General features: G+C 61.0%; 18 protein-coding genes and 1 other RNA gene. 12 read left to right on the top strand and 7 right to left on the bottom strand.

Features of this window, described 5'->3' with window-relative positions:
• Positions 1-18: 18 nt before the first annotated feature.
• A complete protein-coding gene (gene gpmI, locus DQ405_RS03275; protein ID WP_168422913.1) occupies positions 19-1,554 on the bottom strand; it encodes a 2,3-bisphosphoglycerate-independent phosphoglycerate mutase in 1,536 nt (511 codons plus the stop codon).
• Positions 1,555-1,696: 142 nt separating this feature from the next.
• Here gpmI and DQ405_RS03270 point away from each other — a divergent pair, with 142 nt between their 5' ends.
• The 3 genes from DQ405_RS03270 (at position 1,697) to secB (ending at position 2,946) form a co-directional block, all read left to right on the top strand.
• Positions 1,697-2,110: a rhodanese-like domain-containing protein gene (locus DQ405_RS03270; protein WP_168422912.1), complete on the top strand. Its 414-nt coding sequence runs from the start codon at positions 1,697-1,699 to the stop codon at positions 2,108-2,110.
• 2 nt (positions 2,111-2,112) lie between these two features.
• Positions 2,113-2,367 carry a glutaredoxin 3 gene (gene grxC, locus DQ405_RS03265; RefSeq protein ID WP_168422911.1) on the top strand — a complete coding sequence of 85 codons (255 nt, stop codon included), beginning with the start codon at positions 2,113-2,115 and terminating at the stop codon, positions 2,365-2,367.
• Positions 2,368-2,451: 84 nt separating this feature from the next.
• The gene (gene secB / locus DQ405_RS03260; protein WP_168422910.1) at positions 2,452-2,946 is read left to right on the top strand and encodes a protein-export chaperone SecB; all 495 of its coding nucleotides are present in this window, start codon (positions 2,452-2,454) and stop codon (positions 2,944-2,946) included.
• Between the two features lie 87 nt (positions 2,947-3,033).
• Here the strand turns inward: secB and DQ405_RS03255 are convergent, their stop codons facing one another.
• On the bottom strand, positions 3,034-4,011 hold the full coding sequence (locus DQ405_RS03255) for an NADPH:quinone oxidoreductase family protein (RefSeq protein ID WP_168422909.1): 978 nt from the start codon (positions 4,009-4,011) through the stop codon (positions 3,034-3,036).
• Between the two features lie 175 nt (positions 4,012-4,186).
• Here DQ405_RS03255 and DQ405_RS03250 point away from each other — a divergent pair, with 175 nt between their 5' ends.
• On the top strand, positions 4,187-4,597 hold the full coding sequence (locus DQ405_RS03250; RefSeq protein WP_168422908.1) for a flagellar basal body-associated FliL family protein: 411 nt from the start codon (positions 4,187-4,189) through the stop codon (positions 4,595-4,597).
• Between the two features lie 16 nt (positions 4,598-4,613).
• Here DQ405_RS03250 and DQ405_RS03245 read toward each other — a convergent pair whose 3' ends face one another.
• Positions 4,614-5,063, bottom strand: coding sequence for an EVE domain-containing protein (locus tag DQ405_RS03245; RefSeq protein ID WP_168422907.1), 450 nt, complete (start codon positions 5,061-5,063; stop codon positions 4,614-4,616).
• A 193-nt stretch (positions 5,064-5,256) separates the two neighbouring features.
• Between DQ405_RS03245 and DQ405_RS03240 the strand changes: the two genes are divergently transcribed.
• Positions 5,257-5,406, top strand: coding sequence for a hypothetical protein (locus tag DQ405_RS03240; protein WP_168422906.1), 150 nt, complete (start codon positions 5,257-5,259; stop codon positions 5,404-5,406).
• Positions 5,407-5,458: 52 nt separating this feature from the next.
• Here DQ405_RS03240 and DQ405_RS03235 read toward each other — a convergent pair whose 3' ends face one another.
• The 4 genes from DQ405_RS03235 to DQ405_RS03220 all read right to left on the bottom strand — a co-directional run bounded on the left by DQ405_RS03235 (position 5,459) and on the right by DQ405_RS03220 (position 6,800).
• Positions 5,459-6,061 (bottom strand): 5-formyltetrahydrofolate cyclo-ligase, encoded by a 603-nt coding sequence (locus DQ405_RS03235; protein WP_168422905.1) that lies wholly within the window; start codon positions 6,059-6,061, stop codon positions 5,459-5,461.
• Between the two features lie 6 nt (positions 6,062-6,067).
• Positions 6,068-6,246, bottom strand: a non-coding RNA gene (gene ssrS / locus DQ405_RS03230) — 6S RNA.
• A 33-nt stretch (positions 6,247-6,279) separates the two neighbouring features.
• Positions 6,280-6,594, bottom strand: coding sequence for a cell division protein ZapA (locus tag DQ405_RS03225; RefSeq protein WP_158186502.1), 315 nt, complete (start codon positions 6,592-6,594; stop codon positions 6,280-6,282).
• A complete protein-coding gene (locus DQ405_RS03220; RefSeq protein WP_045164100.1) occupies positions 6,591-6,800 on the bottom strand; it encodes a TIGR02449 family protein in 210 nt (69 codons plus the stop codon). The genes DQ405_RS03225 and DQ405_RS03220 overlap by 4 nt, the downstream gene beginning before the upstream one ends.
• Positions 6,801-6,923: 123 nt before the next feature.
• On the opposite strand from DQ405_RS03220, the gene DQ405_RS03215 reads away from it, so the two are divergent.
• The 7 genes from DQ405_RS03215 to gcvT all read left to right on the top strand — a co-directional run bounded on the left by DQ405_RS03215 (position 6,924) and on the right by gcvT (position 15,470).
• Positions 6,924-7,478, top strand: coding sequence for a YecA/YgfB family protein (locus DQ405_RS03215; RefSeq protein ID WP_168422904.1), 555 nt, complete (start codon positions 6,924-6,926; stop codon positions 7,476-7,478).
• Between the two features lie 13 nt (positions 7,479-7,491).
• Positions 7,492-8,823: a Xaa-Pro aminopeptidase gene (gene pepP, locus DQ405_RS03210; protein WP_168422903.1), complete on the top strand. Its 1,332-nt coding sequence runs from the start codon at positions 7,492-7,494 to the stop codon at positions 8,821-8,823.
• Positions 8,824-8,825: 2 nt separating this feature from the next.
• Positions 8,826-10,004 carry a 2-octaprenyl-6-methoxyphenyl hydroxylase gene (gene ubiH, locus DQ405_RS03205; RefSeq protein WP_168422902.1) on the top strand — a complete coding sequence of 393 codons (1,179 nt, stop codon included), beginning with the start codon at positions 8,826-8,828 and terminating at the stop codon, positions 10,002-10,004.
• A gap of 144 nt (positions 10,005-10,148) precedes the next feature.
• The gene (locus DQ405_RS03200; protein WP_168422901.1) at positions 10,149-11,369 is read left to right on the top strand and encodes a 2-octaprenyl-3-methyl-6-methoxy-1,4-benzoquinol hydroxylase; all 1,221 of its coding nucleotides are present in this window, start codon (positions 10,149-10,151) and stop codon (positions 11,367-11,369) included.
• A 105-nt stretch (positions 11,370-11,474) separates the two neighbouring features.
• Positions 11,475-12,476: an extracellular solute-binding protein gene (locus DQ405_RS03195; RefSeq protein ID WP_168422900.1), complete on the top strand. Its 1,002-nt coding sequence runs from the start codon at positions 11,475-11,477 to the stop codon at positions 12,474-12,476.
• Positions 12,477-12,630: 154 nt separating this feature from the next.
• Positions 12,631-14,247 (top strand): ABC transporter permease subunit, encoded by a 1,617-nt coding sequence (locus DQ405_RS03190; RefSeq protein WP_168422899.1) that lies wholly within the window; start codon positions 12,631-12,633, stop codon positions 14,245-14,247.
• A 140-nt stretch (positions 14,248-14,387) separates the two neighbouring features.
• A complete protein-coding gene (gcvT, locus tag DQ405_RS03185) occupies positions 14,388-15,470 on the top strand; it encodes a glycine cleavage system aminomethyltransferase GcvT (protein WP_168422898.1) in 1,083 nt (360 codons plus the stop codon).
• The last annotated feature ends 28 nt before the right edge of the window (positions 15,471-15,498 follow it).

The following is a 15,498-nucleotide window of genomic DNA, read 5'->3' as shown; positions in this document are numbered from 1 at the left end:
GCTTCCAGCTTCCAGCTATCAGCTCAGTTCGACGATCGAGCGGCCGGTCATCTCTTTCGGCACTGGCAGGCCTAGCAGCGTCAGCATCGTCGGGGCGACGTCGGCGAGCACGCCGCCTTCGCGGATTCGCAGGTTGCGTTGGCCGTAATAGATGAACGGCACTGGCTCGCAAGTATGGGCGGTATGGGCCTGGCCGGTCATGGCGTCTTCCATCTGTTCGACGTTACCGTGATCTGCCGTGATCAGCGCCTCGCCGCCGACTTTATCCAGCGCTTCGACGATGCGGCCGATGCATTTGTCCAGACACTCCACGGCCTTGACCGCGGCCTCGAACACGCCGGTATGGCCGACCATGTCACCGTTGGCGTAGTTGACGATGATCACGTCGTAACGCTGATTCTCGATGGCATCGACAATGCGGTCGGTTACTTCCGGTGCGCTCATTTCCGGCTGCATGTCGTAGGTGGCGACCTGCGGGGACGGGATGAGGATGCGCTCTTCTCCGGCAAAAGGCTCTTCGCGACCGCCCGAGAAGAAGAAGGTGACATGCGCATACTTCTCTGTCTCGGCGATCCGCAGCTGGGTCTTGCCATTGTTCGCCAGGTATTCGCCGAGCACGTTGGTCAATGCTTCCGGGGCGAAGGCCGACGGCGCTGGAATGCTTGCGGCGTATTGGGTGAGCATGACGAAACCGGCCAGCTGCGGCACCCGGGTCCGCGGGAATTCATTGAAGTCTTTTTCGACGAAGCAGCGGGTCAGTTCACGTGCCCGGTCGGCGCGGAAGTTCATGAACACCACGGCGTCGCCGTCTTCCATGCGTACCGGTTCACCGATGGTGGTGGCTTTGACGAACTCGTCGCTTTCGCCGCGCTCGTAGGCGGCGATCAGCCCATCCACTGCGTAGTCGGCGTGGTATTCCGCCTTGCCGTCGACGATCAGGTTAAAGGCCTGCTCGACCCGATCCCAGCGGTTATCGCGATCCATGGCGAAGTAGCGGCCGACCAGGCTGGCGACGCGGCCCTTGCCCAGACGGGTAAAGGTTGCCTGCATCAGTTCGATGGAATGCTGAGCGCTCTTGGGCGGAGTATCGCGGCCATCGAGAAAGGCGTGCAGATAGATCTTTTCAGCGCCTCGCTTGACGGCCAGTTCGGCCATGGCGACCAGATGATCCTGGTGGCTGTGAACGCCCCCGTCGGAAAGCAGGCCGAGAATATGCACAGCCTTACCTGCCGCGACGGCCTTATCGACCGCGGCGCAGATGTTCGGATTCTCAAAGAAGTCGCCGTCACGGATGGACTTGGTTACCCGCGTGAAGTCCTGATACACCACGCGGCCTGCGCCCAGGTTCATGTGACCGACTTCGGAGTTGCCCATCTGGCCGTCCGGAAGGCCCACATCCATGCCGCTGCCGGAAATCAGACCGTGCGGCTGACTAGCGAGCAGGCGATCATAAACCGGTTTGTTGGCAGCATGGATGGCGTTGAATTCGGGATTGTCGCTGTGTCCGAAGCCATCGAGAATCATCAGTACCAGGGGTTTGGGCGCGGCAGGCATGTATTTGGCTCCTTGCACGAGGGCGCGAAAAATGGCGGGCAGTCTACTGGCTGGCCGGTTTGGCGTCACGATTCGCAGGGTTCAGCCCGGTTGAGGGGCTGTGTATACTGGCCCGCATTTTATCCCCCGGGTACCCTTATAAATGGTCGCTAACCTGATTGAATTCGTCTCTAACCACTATGTTCTGGTCAGCATCTTTCTGGTGCTGCTGGTCCTTCTGGCCCTCACCGAGGCGCGAAAAGGCGGCAAGAGCCTGAGCAACCGCGAACTGACCGGGCTGGTCAATCGCGACGAAGGCGTGGTGTTGGACGTGCGCGCGAAGAAGGAGTTCGACGCCGGTCACATCGTTGATTCATTGAACATTCCCTACGAGAAGCTGGTCAGCCGATTGGGCGAGCTGGAAAAGCACAAGGGCAAGACAATCGTTGTCGTCGATGCCATGGGCCAGCACGCCGGAACGGCCTGCCGCGAGCTGCAGAAGGCAGGCCACACTGCCGCCAAGCTGTCCGGAGGGATCTCCAGCTGGCGCGGCGAAAACCTGCCAGTGGTCAAGTAACTATGTCTAAAGTCGTCATCTATACCACCGCCTGGTGCCCGTTCTGCATCCGCGCCAAGAGCCTGCTCGATCGCAAGGGAGTCGGCTACGAAGAGATTCCCGTCGACGGCAAGCCTGCCTTGCGCTCGGAGATGGCAGCCAAGGCCGGGCGTACCTCGGTGCCTCAGATATGGATCGGCGACGAGCATGTAGGCGGCTGCGACGAACTGCACGCGCTGGAGCGGGCAGGTCGGTTGGATGCGCTGCTGCAGGCGTGATTTGATTCAAGGTCTGCCGGGCAGCCGATCAGTGTCGGCGCTGGCAGGGCTCCCAACCCGATATGCACAACAAGAAGGCTTCACATGACTGAACAAGCAAACAACGGCGCGGCGGCTGGTCAGGAAGAGCAGGGCGCGCAATTTTCCCTGCAGCGGATCTATGTTCGTGATCTTTCGTTCGAGGCTCCCAAGAGTCCGGAAATTTTCCGCCAGGAGTGGAACCCCAGCGTCGCGCTGGACCTGAACACCAAGCAGAAGTCGCTCGAAAACGACTTCCATGAAGTGGTGCTCACGCTTTCGGTAACCGTCAAGACCGGTGAGGAAGTCGCCTTCATCGCCGAAGTCCAGCAGGCCGGCATCTTTCTGATCAAGGGGCTCGAAGCTCAGGCCATGAGCCACACGCTCGGCGCGTTCTGTCCGAACATCCTGTTCCCGTACGCGCGCGAGACCTTGGACAGTTTGGTCACACGTGGCTCATTCCCTGCGCTGATGCTGGCGCCGGTGAACTTCGATGCGCTCTATGCTCAGGAAATGGCGCGCATGCAGCAGGGCAGCGAAGCGCCAGCCACTGCTCATTAATAAAGGCAGCGGTAAACTTTAAGCGAGAAGCAGAGCAAGGCCTGACTGTCCTCCGGCCCAGCCCATGCTTCCCGTCTGCAGCTTACGTTAGCGCACCTTCACGACCAGCTTGCCCACTGCCTTGCGCTGGGCAAGCGTACTGATCGCTTCTGCGGCCTGTTCGAGCGCAAAGGTCTGTGAGACCAGCGGCTTGAGCTTGCCTTCAGCATGCCAGGCAAACAGCTGCTTGAAGTTGGCTGCGTTGTCATGCGGCTGACGGCGGGCGAAGCTGCCCCAGAAAACCCCTACCAGCGAGGCGCCTTTAAGCAGCGGTAGATTCGCTGGCAGCGAAGGGATGTCGCCGGTAGCGAAGCCGACCACCAGCATTCGACCGTTCCAGGCGATGCTGCGGAACGCCTCTTCGAAAAATTGGCCGCCGACCGGATCGTAGATCACATCCACGCCCTGACCATCGGTGAGTTCCTTCAGGCGCTCTTTGAGGCTCGTCTCGGTGTAGTTGATCAATTCATCGGCCCCCGCTTTCCTCGCAACCTCGAGCTTTTCCGCGGTGGAAGCCGCGGCTATCACCTTCGCGCCCATTGCCTTGCCGATTTCTACCGCCGCCAGACCTACGCCGCCCGAAGCGCCCAGAACCAGCAGAGTTTCGCCCGGTTGCAGATTGGCCCGCTGTTTCAACGCATGCATTGATGTGCCGTAGGTCATGCTGAACGCAGCAGCCGTTTCGAAATCCATCGATGGAGGGACCGGCAGTACATTGTCTGCGGGAACAGCGACCTGCTCGGCAAAACTGCCCCATCCCGTGAGCCCCATCACCCGATCGCCTACCTTGAGATGGCGAACGCTTTCGCCCACGGCAGCGATCACGCCGGCCGCCTCACCACCTGGCGAGAACGGGAAGGGCGGCTTGAACTGATATTTGCCCTCGATGATCAGCGTGTCCGGAAAATTGACACCGGCAGCATGCACATCGAGCAGGACTTCGCCTTTTTTGATCTGCGGACTATCGGTCTGATCGATGACGAGATTTTCGGCCGGACCGAATTCTTTGCACAGGACAGCTTTCATCGGGTTTCCTTTTGTCGTTAGAGATGAGGCAGTGCGCCGTTGAATTCCACCAGTCTAGAAGTCTGCCTGCATGGCGCAACGAGCATGGCCTGTTCTGATGGCAATACATAAGGCCGGGCTTGGGTCCGGGCCCGGCACTGGTTATGCTGCGCCCTGTATTCCTTGGAGTTGCCTCGTGAAGCGCTTTCTTTTTCTTATGTTCGCCCTCTGCGTGGCGCTGCCGACATTGGCGGAAACATCCGAAGCCGAAACCGATGCGGCTGGGACGAAGACGATCTATTACACGCTGGTGCCTGCGCTGGTCGGTAACTACGGGGCGGAGGGCCGGCTGAAGTATTACAAGGCCGACATCGCCCTGCGCGTCAGCGGTAGTGAGGCGGAAGCGAAGGTCAAACATCACGAGCCGCTGATTCGCAATCAGTTGGTAACGTTGTTTTCACAGCAGACCGACACCAGCCTCGGATCGGTCGAGGCCAAGGAAGCCCTTCGGCAGGAAGCGCTCAAGCAGGTGCAGGCGGTGCTTGCGCAGGAAGAGGGCAAGCCGCTGGTGGACGATCTGCTGTTCAATAATCTGATCGTTCAATAGTCTGGGAGAAGAACGGTCAGCGCATGGTCAGGATGGCGCTCCACTCGCTTTCGCTGACGGGCATCACCGAGAGGCGGCTGCCTTTCTGCACAAGCGGCATCTGTGCGAGCGCCGGTTCGGCCTTCAGTCGAGGCAGCGTCAGCGTGAAGGCGAATCGCTCGACAAAGCCGACATCGACGGCGCTCCAGGGATTCTTCGATTCGCTGGCCTTGGGATCGTAATACGCGCTGTCGGGATCGAGCGCAGCGGGGTCCGGGTAGGCTGCGCTTGTGATGCGGCCGATTCCGGCAATGCCGGGCGTCGCGCAGCTGGAGTGATAAAAGAAAAACTGGTCGCCTTCGCCCATCTGGCGTAGGAAATTACGCGCCTGGTAGTTGCGCACGCCATCCCAGCGGGCGGTGCCAAGTTTATCGAGGTCCTCGATAGAAAATTCGTCCGGTTCGGACTTCATCAGCCAGTACGGCATGCTCTTTGCTCACTGCTGGTACTTGAAAGGGTTCTCAACGCGAAAACCCCGACAGCCGGTGGCGACGCTGTTTGCGCTGCGCAAAGGCTTGGCGGAGAATGCCGCGCTTGAGGTTGGCATTGTCGAGTCCGCAAAACCAAAACGATACGGACTTGGCGGAAACAGTTCGCCTGGCAGGGGGAGGCGACAAACTATGAAACGCAAGCCAGATATTCTTTGGGTGCTGGTGCTGATTTTCGGTCTCGGCGTTGTGACTACGGGGTATACCCAGGGCCTGTGGGAACGACCGGACAATGTATCGTCAATGGTTCCGATCAACCACTCGCAACAGCTTCAGCGCTGAGCTGAAAGGCCGCAAGGATGCGGCCCATGACATCTCTCGAAAGTTTCCTGTTTCATTTCGCATACCAGCCTTGGTCCGTCACCGTGGCCTGCAGGCTCACATCCCAGTTGGCCAAGGGTAGCTGATCGACTTTCTGGCATTCATGGGCAAGACCTAGAAGCGTCGGTTTGTGACCATTTTTGCGCCTGCCGCGATACGCCAGACTCCGATCGTAAAAACCTCCCCCCATGCCCAGGCGGCCGCCGTGCTCGTCGAACCCCACCAGCGGCATCAGTACCAGGTCGAGTGCCCAGATAGGTCGTTGCCGCCCAGGGCGAAAAGCTGGCTCGGCAATGCCGAAGCGATTCGGCTTCAGGCGCTCGTTCGGCATGATTCGCTGGAACACCATACGGGTGCGCGGCCAGGCGTTGAGTACCGGGAGGTAGGTGGCCTTTCCGCGTCGCTGGGCTTCAAGCATTAGCGGGCGGGGATCGATCTCGCCATCATTGGGTAAGTACAACGCGATATGCCGGGCACGGCGAAACAGCGGGTGCTGAGCCAGCTGTAGATAAAGTTTCTTGGCTGCCTGGCGTTGCTGGACGGGGGAAAGGTGACGGCGCGCTTGCCGCAACTTTCGTCGCAGCGCCGGGCGCGACAGGCCGTTGGCTACGATCATCAAAGAAGGCTCCCCAGCATGCCGCTGCCAGCGTAGGCCCTTGAACCCGAGAGTTCAAGGTGGCGACTACAGAGTACCTTAAGGCTTTCCGTCAGGCGGACATGCACACCGGCACTACGTGTAGCCTCCATGGTGTTGCTTATCGGGAGAGGGTCATCGCCGACTGGCGAACATGCCAGGGAGTGGGCGGGATTATAACGCAATCTGCCTGCCGTTCATCAGTTGCCGGAAGGGTTTGGATCGGCGGCCAGCGCGCTGTCGACTCGCTCCAGCAAAGTGCGCACATGCTCGCGGGCGCTGTTGGCCTCGGCATCCAGGCGATCATGCTTGTGTAGCAGCTCATGGGTGATGTTAAGCGCTGCCATCACAGCGACGCGGTCAGCGCCGATGACTTTGCCGCTGCTGCGAATTTCCCGCATTTTGCGGTCGAGATAATGGGCGGCGCCTTCGAGGTTGCTGCGTTCTTCGGGCGGGCAGGAAATGCAATATTCCTTGTCCATGATGTGCACGGTAACAGTGTTCGGCTGGGTCATGAGTCCTGCTCCAGGGCTTTCAGGCGCGAAATCATTGATTCGACCTTCACCCGTGCCATTTCGTTCTTTTCAATCAGATGAGCGCGTTCCTCGCGCCACGCCTGTTCGCTATGAAGCAGTAAGCGATTTTGCACCTTGAGTTGCTCGATGCGCTGAATCAGCTGTTCCAGCTTGGCGGTCAGCAATTGCAAGTCGGCGTCTTCCATGGGATTCCCGAGTGAATGGCGCGAGCGTTGGGTAGTCCGGCTTCGATGGTCTTGGCTCGTATGCCGATGCTAGGATACAGGCCTTCATTCTAGACATTAGCGCCTCCGTGCGCCTAGCTGCCAATGCCCATTCAGAACTCGCCGTACGCTGCTTTCGTCACCTTGTTGGCCAGCAGTGCCCAACCCGTCACACCCGCCGAGCTGCACGGCCTGTTACTTGGGCGCAGCTGCGCCGGTGCCGGTTTCGATGTCGAGCCCTGGCTGATCGACGCCACCGAACTGCTCGGTGCCGAGCCCGAGGAGTCGGTGCGCCAAGCGCTCATCGGCCTGCAAGAGATGGTCAAGGGTGAGTTGGCCGGCGACGATATCGCCATCGTTTTGCTGCTGCCCTCCGATGACGCGCCGCTAGCCGAGCGCGCGCTTGCTCTGGGCCAGTGGTGTCAGAGCTTCCTGGCCGGCTTCGGCCTGATCGCCGGCGATCGCGCGCTGAGCAGCGAGGCCATGGAGGTACTGCAGGATCTGGCAGCGATCGCTCAGATTCAGGATTCCTTGGACGAATCCGAGGATGGCGAAAGCGATTACATGGAAGTCATGGAGTACCTGCGCGTCGCGCCATTGCTGTTGTTTACCGAATGCGCCAAGCCGGTGCCGCCCATACCCAAGCCCTCCCTGCATTGAGGTCCGTCTGTACATGACCCGCATCCCGAAGTCGGAATACGCTCGTCGGCGCAAGGCGCTAATGACGGAGATGGAACCCAACAGCATCGCCATTCTCCCGGCCGCTCCAATGTACATCCGCAATCGCGACGTCGAGCATATATACCGTCAGGACAGCGACTTTCAGTACCTTTCAGGCTTTCCCGAACCGGAAGCTGTGATTGCGCTGATCCCGGGCCGCGAGCACGGGGAATACGTGTTGTTCTGTCGTGAGCGCGATCCGGCTCGCGAGCTGTGGGACGGCCTGCGGGCAGGCCAGGACGGCGCCATTTCGGAATACGGCGCCGACGATGCCTTCCCTATCGGGGATATCGACGACATTCTTCCCGGTCTGATCGAGGGGCGTTCGCGGGTCTACTACGCCATCGGCAGCAATCAGGAGTTCGACCATCGGTTGATGGAGTGGATCAATACCATCCGCTCCAAGGCGCGCCAGGGTGCGCAGCCGCCGAACGAGTTCGTTGCCCTCGACCACCTGTTGCACGACCTGCGTCTGTACAAGTCCGCCAACGAAGTGAAGGTAATGAAGCATGCGGCGCAGATATCCGCCCGTGCCCATGTTCGCGCCATGCAGGCCAGCCGTGCCGGGCTCTACGAGTATCATCTGGAAGCCGAGCTGGACTACGAATTCCGCAAGGGCGGGGCGAAGATGCCCGCGTACGGCTCTATCGTCGCGGCCGGCAAGAACGCCTGCATTTTGCATTACCGTGAGAACGACGCCGTGCTCAAAGATGGCGATCTGGTACTGATCGACGCCGGCTGTGAGATCGACTGCTATGCGAGTGACATCACCCGGACGTTCCCGGTCAGCGGCCGCTTTTCCCCCGAGCAGAAAGCCATCTACGAGCTGGTGTTGGCGGCCAATGAAGAGGCCTTCAAACACATTGCGCCCGGCAAGCATTGGAACGAGGCGCACGAGGCGACCGTCAAGGTCATTACTGCTGGCCTGGTCGAGCTGGGACTGCTCCAGGGCGACGTCGAAGAGCTGATCGCCACGGAAGCCTATAAACCTTTCTACATGCACCGTGCCGGGCATTGGCTGGGCATGGACGTGCATGATGTCGGTGACTACAAGGTAGGCGGCGAATGGCGTGTCCTCGAGCCGGGCATGGCGATGACTGTCGAGCCGGGCATCTATGTCGCGGCTGATAACCAGGACGTGGCGAAGAAGTGGCGGGGCATCGGCGTACGCATCGAAGATGACGTGGTGGTGACCCGCACAGGCTGTGAAATCCTTACAGGCGGTGTGCCCAAGACCGTCGCCGAGATCGAGGCATTGATGGCGGCTGCCGCCGAGGTCGCCTAGCCATGGGTGCCCTGGCCATCGTGGGCGGCGGACTGGTCGGTGCCAGCCTGGCGCTGGCTCTGCAGAAGGGCGCCAAGGCGCGCAGCTGGACGATCGAGCTGATCGAGCCGTTCGAGCCGGGCAACGAGTACCAGCCGAGCTACGATGCGCGCTCCACCGCGCTGTCTTACGGCACCCGGCTGATCTACCAGCGGTTGGGTGTCTGGGATCGCATTGCGGAGCGTGCCGAGCCGATCACCCATATCCATGTCTCTGATCGCGGCCGCGTTGGCGCCACCCGGCTCGATGCTCAGGCCCAACGGGTCCCTGCGCTGGGATACGTGGTAGAGAACGCCTGGATCGGCCATTGCCTGTGGCAGGCGCTGGATGACCAGGTTGTGGTTCGCCACTGTCCGGCTGAAGTCGAGCGCATGCAGCCCTTTGCAAAAGGTTATCGGCTGAGCCTGACCAGCGGTGTCGAGCTTGATTGCGATCTGGCGGTGCTCGCCGACGGCGGCCGATCCGCATTGCGCGAGCAGCTCGGCATCGAGATCAAGCGCACGCCTTATGATCAATCGGCACTGATCGCCAATGTCACGCCCGGGAAGCCTCACGGCGGGCAGGCGTTCGAACGTTTCACCGATGAAGGCCCGATGGCGTTGCTGCCTCTGCAGGACAACCGCTGCGCGCTGGTCTGGACGCGTCCGGTTCAGGACGCGGCGCGCCTGGTTGCGCTCCCCGAAGCTGAATTTCTCGGTGAGCTGCAGCAGGCGTTCGGCTATCGCTTGGGTGGCTTTCAACAGGTCGGCGCGCGACATCTCTATCCGCTGGCGTTGGTCGAGGCCGAGGAGCAGGTCCGCTCCGGCCTGGTCGTGCTCGGTAACGCCGCGCACAGCTTGCATCCGATTGCCGGGCAGGGCTACAACCTATCGTTGCGCGATACCGAGGCGCTTGCTGCGGCGTTATTGAGCAGCTCGGCGCAGCCGGGTGCTCTCGGTGTTTTGCAGGCTTACCAGCGGCAGCAGTGTTGGGACCAGCGGCTCACCGTCGGCTTTTCCGATCAATTGACCCAGCTGTTCGGTGGCTCGGCACGTCTTTCCATCGCCGGTCGCAATCTCGGTTTGCTGGGGCTGGATCTGCTGTCGCCGGCCAAGGACTGGTTCGCACGCCAGGCGATGGGGTTGGGTGTACGCGAGCGCTGATTAGCGCGAATCCGGACGATTGAACCCCCGCCTGCTGTTAGCGAATCTGCCAGACCAGATAGCGAAGGCTGCGGTGTGCAGCACCATCGATCGCACGGCCACCGATTAGACACGCCGCAAGCTCGGCGCCCAGGAGAGCAAGTAATGCAAGCGGACCTCATCATCGTTGGCGCCGGGATGGTCGGTAGTACCCTGGCACTGGCGCTGCAAGACGCAGGCCTCACTATCAAACTGATCGATTCCGGTTCGCTGGAGGTGCAACCACTCGCGCTCTCGGCCCCCTTCGAGCCGCGCGTCAGTGCGCTGTCCGCAGCCAGTCAGCGGATTCTCGAGCGTGTCGGCGCCTGGTCTGGGATTACCCAGCGCCGCGCCAGTCCGTACACGGATATGCACGTGTGGGATGGCTCCGGTACCGGACAGATCCATTTTTCCGCGGCGTCGGTGCATGCCGAGGTGCTCGGTCACATCGTCGAGAATCGTGTGGTACAGGACGCCCTGTTGGATGCGTTGAGGCGCGGCGGCTCGGTCGAACTGATGGCTGGTGCGCGCGTGGAGCAGCTCCAGCAGGACGAGCACGGCTGGTCTCTAGTCCTGGCAGACGGACAACGGCTCAGCGCAGGCCTGGTGGTTGCGGCCGATGGTGCTAATTCCGCGGTTCGTCGCCTGGCCGGTTGCGAAACCCGCGAATGGGATTATCTGCATCAAGCGATCGTCACCAGCGTGCGTTGTGCCGAACCGAATCAGCGAACTGCCTGGCAGCGCTTCACGGATGACGGCCCGCTGGCATTTCTGCCGTTGCAGCGCGCAGGGGACCCGCATTGGTGCTCTATCGTCTGGTCGGTGGCCGAGCAGGAGGCGCAGCGATTGATGGCGCTGGATGATGAGGCGTTCCGCCACGCGCTTGGACGAGCCTTCGAGTATCGCCTGGGGGAGGTACTGGAAGTCGACCCGCGGCTGTGCATCCCTCTGCGTCAGCGCCATGCCAAGCGCTATGTACAGCCTGGTCTGGCACTGATTGGCGATGCCGCACACACCATCCATCCATTGGCAGGGCAGGGGGTCAATCTCGGGTTGCTCGACGCGGCGGTGCTGGCAGAGGTTCTGCTTTCAGCCATTGCCCGTGATGCGCAGCTCGGCGATCCACGGGTACTGGGGCGTTTCGAGCGGCGCCGGATGCCGCATAACCTGACCATGATGGCTGCTATGGAGGGTTTCGAACGGCTGTTTCAGGCCGACCCGCTGCCGTTGCGTTGGTTGCGCAACGCGGGCTTGAAAGGCATCCAGGCGTTACCTGAAGCCAAGGCATTGTTTGTGCGGCAGGCCTTGGGCTTGAGCGGAGATCTACCGGATCTGGCGCGGTTCTGACACTGGGATTGGTAACGTCCTGCTCCCTGCGCGATTTGTCGCGTTGAGAAAGTAAATGACATTCACTACTATTCAGCCGTCACTCAACCAATAAGAGGCTGATCCATGCAGGCAAGCAAAGGTTTACTCGCCGCTCTGGCGCTCGCGGCGCTGTCGAGTGCTGTACAAGCTGCCGATGAAGTAGTGGTTTACTCCTCCCGGATCGATGAGCTGATCAAGCCGGTTTTCGACGCCTATACGGCCAAGACCGGTGTCCAGGTCAAGTTCATTACCGACAAGGAAGCGCCTTTGATGGCCCGCATCAAGGCCGAAGGTGAAAACACGCCGGCGGATCTGCTCTTGACGGTGGATGGCGGCAACCTCTGGCAGGCCGAGCAGATGGGTATTCTCCAGCCGCTCAATTCCCAGGTAGTGAAAGACAATATCCCTGCCCAGTACCGCTCTTCTACCGATGCCTGGACGGGTCTATCCCTGCGCGCTCGGACCATCGTCTACTCGCCTGAGCGGGTCAAGGAAGGCGAGCTGACCACTTACGAAGCGCTGGCTGACAAGAACTGGGAAGGCCGTCTGTGCCTGCGCACCAGCAAGAAGGTTTATAACCAGTCACTGACCGCCACCATGATCGAAACCCACGGTGCCGAAAAGACTGAAGAGATCATCAAGGGCTGGGTGAACAACCTGGCAACCGATGTGTTTGCCGACGACACGGCGTTGGTTCAGGCGATCGATGCTGGCCAGTGCGACGTGGGTATCGTCAATACCTACTACTTCGGTCGTCTGCATGCGAAGAACCCTGAGCTGAAAGCCAAGCTGTTCTGGCCGAACCAGGACGGTCGCGGCGTTCACGTCAACCTGTCCGGCATCGGCCTGACCAAGCACGCACCGCATCCTGAGGCGGCGAAGAAGCTGGTGGAATGGATGACCACCCCCGAGGCACAGAGCGTCTTTGCCGACGTCAACATGGAGTTTCCGGCCAATCCGGAGGTGAAATCTTCGGAGGAAGTTGCGGCGTGGGGAGATTTCAAGGCCGACACCATTCCGGTAGAGGTGGCTGGCAAGCGTCAGGCTGAAGCCATCATGCTGATGGATCGTGCAGGCTGGAGATAAGCAGTCACTAAGCTTGAAGCGATAAGCTGGAATAAAGGGAAGGCTCGACAGTCCGGGCGAAACAGCTGGCTTCCAGCTTCCAGCCTCCCGCTGCGGTTATACTCAGCGCCCCCGAAGCCCCGGGGGCGTTGTCTTTTTTGCTTTTGAGGCTTGCGTGTCCCACCCCGTCGAGCGCCGCTGGTACCCCATCACTTTTGCAGTCGCCGCGCTGGTATTACTGCCGTTGAGTGTTCTGTTGTTCAGCTGGAACAACATCGACACCAGCATCTGGTCGCACCTCTGGCAAACCCAGATGCCGCGCTTGCTGGGCAATACGCTGACGCTGGTGCTAGGGGTTGGCGTCGGAGTGACGGTTCTCGGCGTCAGCCTGGCCTGGCTGACGTCATTATGTGAATTCCCAGGGCGGCGCTGGCTAGATTGGGCACTTATGCTGCCCTTCGCGATTCCTGCCTACGTACTGGCATTCGTCTTCATCGGCCTGCTGGACTTCGCCGGGCCTGTGCAAACGCTGGCCCGCGAGTGGTTCGGCAGCGGAGTGCGCTTTCCCGGGGTCCGCTCTACCGGCGGAGTGATCATCGTCCTGGTGCTGGTGTTCTATCCCTACGTTTATCTGCTCGCCCGCTCGGCGTTCATTGCTCAAGGCAAGGGCCTGATGGAAGCCGCACGAGTCCTCGGGCACTCTCCCTGGAAAGCGTTCTGGAGTGTCGCTCTGCCCATGGCGAGGCCGGCGATCGGCGCGGGCCTGGCTTTGGCGCTGATGGAAACGTTGGCTGATTTCGGTGCTGTCGCGGTATTCAACTTCGATACGTTCACTACCGCCATTTACAAAACCTGGTATGGCTTTTTCAGCCTCACCAGCGCGACTCAATTGGCCAGCCTGTTGTTGTTGGCAGTGATGCTGGTGCTATACGGCGAGCGGCGCGCGCGCGGTGCCGCCAGGCCTGCGAACGACCGGGCGCGGTCGGCTGTGCTTTATCGCCTTCGCGGCTTCAAGGCCCTAGCCGCCAGCGGTTGGTGTGGCCTGGTGTTTCTCTGTGCCTTCGTCATTCCGATGCTGCAGCTTCTGGTCTGGCTCTGGCAGCGTGGGCGCTTCGACCTCAATGAGCGTTATACCGGTCTGATTCTGCACACCCTCTATTTGGGCGGGCTGGCGGCATTCATTACGGTTGGGGTGGCGTTACTGCTCGCCTTCGCCCGGCGTCAGGCGCCGGTACGCCCGGTAAAAGCGGCGGTGGGGTTATCGAACCTCGGCTATGCGCTGCCGGGTTCGGTGTTGGCGGTGTCGATCATGCTCGCGTTCAGTTACCTGGACCGGCAACTGGTCATTCCGATGTCCGCGTGGCTTGGAGGCGCCGGCAAGCCGATTCTGCTCGGGAGCCTCGGGGCGTTGCTGCTGGCTTACCTGATTCGTTTCATGGCGGTTGCGTTCGGTCCGCTGGAAAGCGCGCTGGCGCGTATTCGGCCGTCGTTGCCGCAAGCTTCGCGCAGTCTTGGTGTCGGCGGGCCGGCACTTTTCTTCCGCGTCTATTTGCCGCTGTTGCTCCCCGGCACGCTGAGTGCCGCGTTGCTGGTATTCGTTGACGTATTGAAGGAGATGCCGGCTACGCTACTGATGCGACCGTTCGGTTGGGACACCTTGTCGGTACGGATCTTCGAGATGACGAGCGAAGGCGAATGGGCGCGTGCGGCGCTGCCGGCACTGACCCTGGTGCTGGTCGGGTTGTTGCCGGTCGTTCTGTTGATTCGCCGCTCGGCACGGCGGATCGGGTGAGCGCTCGCTCCATCGGCTCGCCGTGACCTGTCACAACCTTGGGGCTACAATGCGCGCCACCAAAATCGTCGGGCCATCCGCCCGGCTCTAAAGAAGCTTCACCCACGCCGCTTCGGCGACCTGCCCGGAAGGAGAAACCCATGGGTCAGCGTACTCCCCTCTACGATCAGCACCTCGCACTTGGCGCCAAGATGGTCGATTTCGGCGGCTGGGATATGCCGCTGCATTACGGCTCCCAGGTCGAAGAACACCATCAGGTGCGACGCGATTGTGGAGTGTTCGACGTCTCCCACATGACCGTCGTCGACGTCGCGGGCCCGGACGCCAAGCGCTATCTTCAGCACTTGCTGGCCAACGATGTGGATCGCCTCGGGCAGGTGGGCAAGGCGTTGTACTCGGCAATGCTCAATGAGCGTGGCGGCGTAATCGACGATCTGATCGTCTACCTCACCGACTGGGGTTATCGCTTGGTCGTCAATGCCAGCACCCGCGACAAGGATCTGGCCTGGATGCAGGCCCAGGCCGAAGGGTTCGCCGTCGAGGTGAACGAGCGCCCCGAGCTGGCGATGCTGGCCATCCAAGGGCCGCATGCGCGAGCCAAGACGGCCGAACTAGTCGATCAGCCTCGGGCCGCATTGATCCAAGAGCTCAAACCATTCCATGGTCGGGCTGCGGGCGACTGGTTCATCGGTCGCACCGGTTATACCGGCGAAGACGGTTTGGAAATTATCCTGCCAGCGGCGCAGGCGCCAGACTTTCTCAGCGAGCTGGTCGGCGCCGGTATATCGCCGATCGGGTTGGGCGCGCGTGACACGCTGCGTCTGGAGGCCGGTCTGAATCTATACGGGCAGGATATGAGCGAGGACATCTCACCGCTGCAGGCCAACATGGGCTGGACAGTGGCGTGGGAACCGGCCGAGCGCGACTTTATCGGCCGCCCGGCGCTTGAGCAGCAGAAGGCGCAGAGCGATCTGCAGAAACTGGTAGGCCTGGTGCTCGAAGAGCGCGGCGTGTTGCGCGCGCATCAGACCGTACGGGTCAATGGCATTGGTGAAGGCGAGATTACCAGCGGCAGTTTTTCGCCTACGCTTGGCAAAGCCATCGCGCTGGCGCGTGTGCCGGCCGGCGCAGGTGATCGTGCCGAGGTGGAAATCCGTGGTAAGTGGTATCCCGTACGCGTGGTGCAGCCGACTTTCGTGCGTCACGGCAAAGTACTGGTGTAAATTTGGCCGACTGCTTTTTTGCAGCGGG

This window comes from Pseudomonas sp. SST3, from assembly GCF_003325755.1.
Note: the sequence above shows the minus strand (reverse complement) of the source record. Positions and strands in the feature narration are given on the sequence as shown.

Bases quoted from the DNA above. Each gene is read 5' to 3' on its own strand.
- gpmI (WP_168422913.1), bottom strand. From the start codon at position 1,554: ATGCCTGCCGCGCCCAAACCCCTGGTACTGATGATTCTCGATGGCTTC.
- DQ405_RS03270 (WP_168422912.1), top strand. From the start codon at position 1,697: ATGGTCGCTAACCTGATTGAATTCGTCTCTAACCACTATGTTCTGGTC.
- grxC (WP_168422911.1), top strand. From the start codon at position 2,113: ATGTCTAAAGTCGTCATCTATACCACCGCCTGGTGCCCGTTCTGCATC.
- secB (WP_168422910.1), top strand. From the start codon at position 2,452: ATGACTGAACAAGCAAACAACGGCGCGGCGGCTGGTCAGGAAGAGCAG.
- DQ405_RS03255 (WP_168422909.1), bottom strand. From the start codon at position 4,011: ATGAAAGCTGTCCTGTGCAAAGAATTCGGTCCGGCCGAAAATCTCGTC.
- DQ405_RS03245 (WP_168422907.1), bottom strand. From the start codon at position 5,063: ATGCCGTACTGGCTGATGAAGTCCGAACCGGACGAATTTTCTATCGAG.
- DQ405_RS03240 (WP_168422906.1), top strand. From the start codon at position 5,257: ATGAAACGCAAGCCAGATATTCTTTGGGTGCTGGTGCTGATTTTCGGT.
- DQ405_RS03235 (WP_168422905.1), bottom strand. From the start codon at position 6,061: ATGATCGTAGCCAACGGCCTGTCGCGCCCGGCGCTGCGACGAAAGTTG.
- DQ405_RS03225 (WP_158186502.1), bottom strand. From the start codon at position 6,594: ATGACCCAGCCGAACACTGTTACCGTGCACATCATGGACAAGGAATAT.
- DQ405_RS03220 (WP_045164100.1), bottom strand. From the start codon at position 6,800: ATGGAAGACGCCGACTTGCAATTGCTGACCGCCAAGCTGGAACAGCTG.
- DQ405_RS03215 (WP_168422904.1), top strand. From the start codon at position 6,924: ATGCCCATTCAGAACTCGCCGTACGCTGCTTTCGTCACCTTGTTGGCC.
- pepP (WP_168422903.1), top strand. From the start codon at position 7,492: ATGACCCGCATCCCGAAGTCGGAATACGCTCGTCGGCGCAAGGCGCTA.
- ubiH (WP_168422902.1), top strand. From the start codon at position 8,826: ATGGGTGCCCTGGCCATCGTGGGCGGCGGACTGGTCGGTGCCAGCCTG.
- DQ405_RS03200 (WP_168422901.1), top strand. From the start codon at position 10,149: ATGCAAGCGGACCTCATCATCGTTGGCGCCGGGATGGTCGGTAGTACC.
- DQ405_RS03195 (WP_168422900.1), top strand. From the start codon at position 11,475: ATGCAGGCAAGCAAAGGTTTACTCGCCGCTCTGGCGCTCGCGGCGCTG.
- gcvT (WP_168422898.1), top strand. From the start codon at position 14,388: ATGGGTCAGCGTACTCCCCTCTACGATCAGCACCTCGCACTTGGCGCC.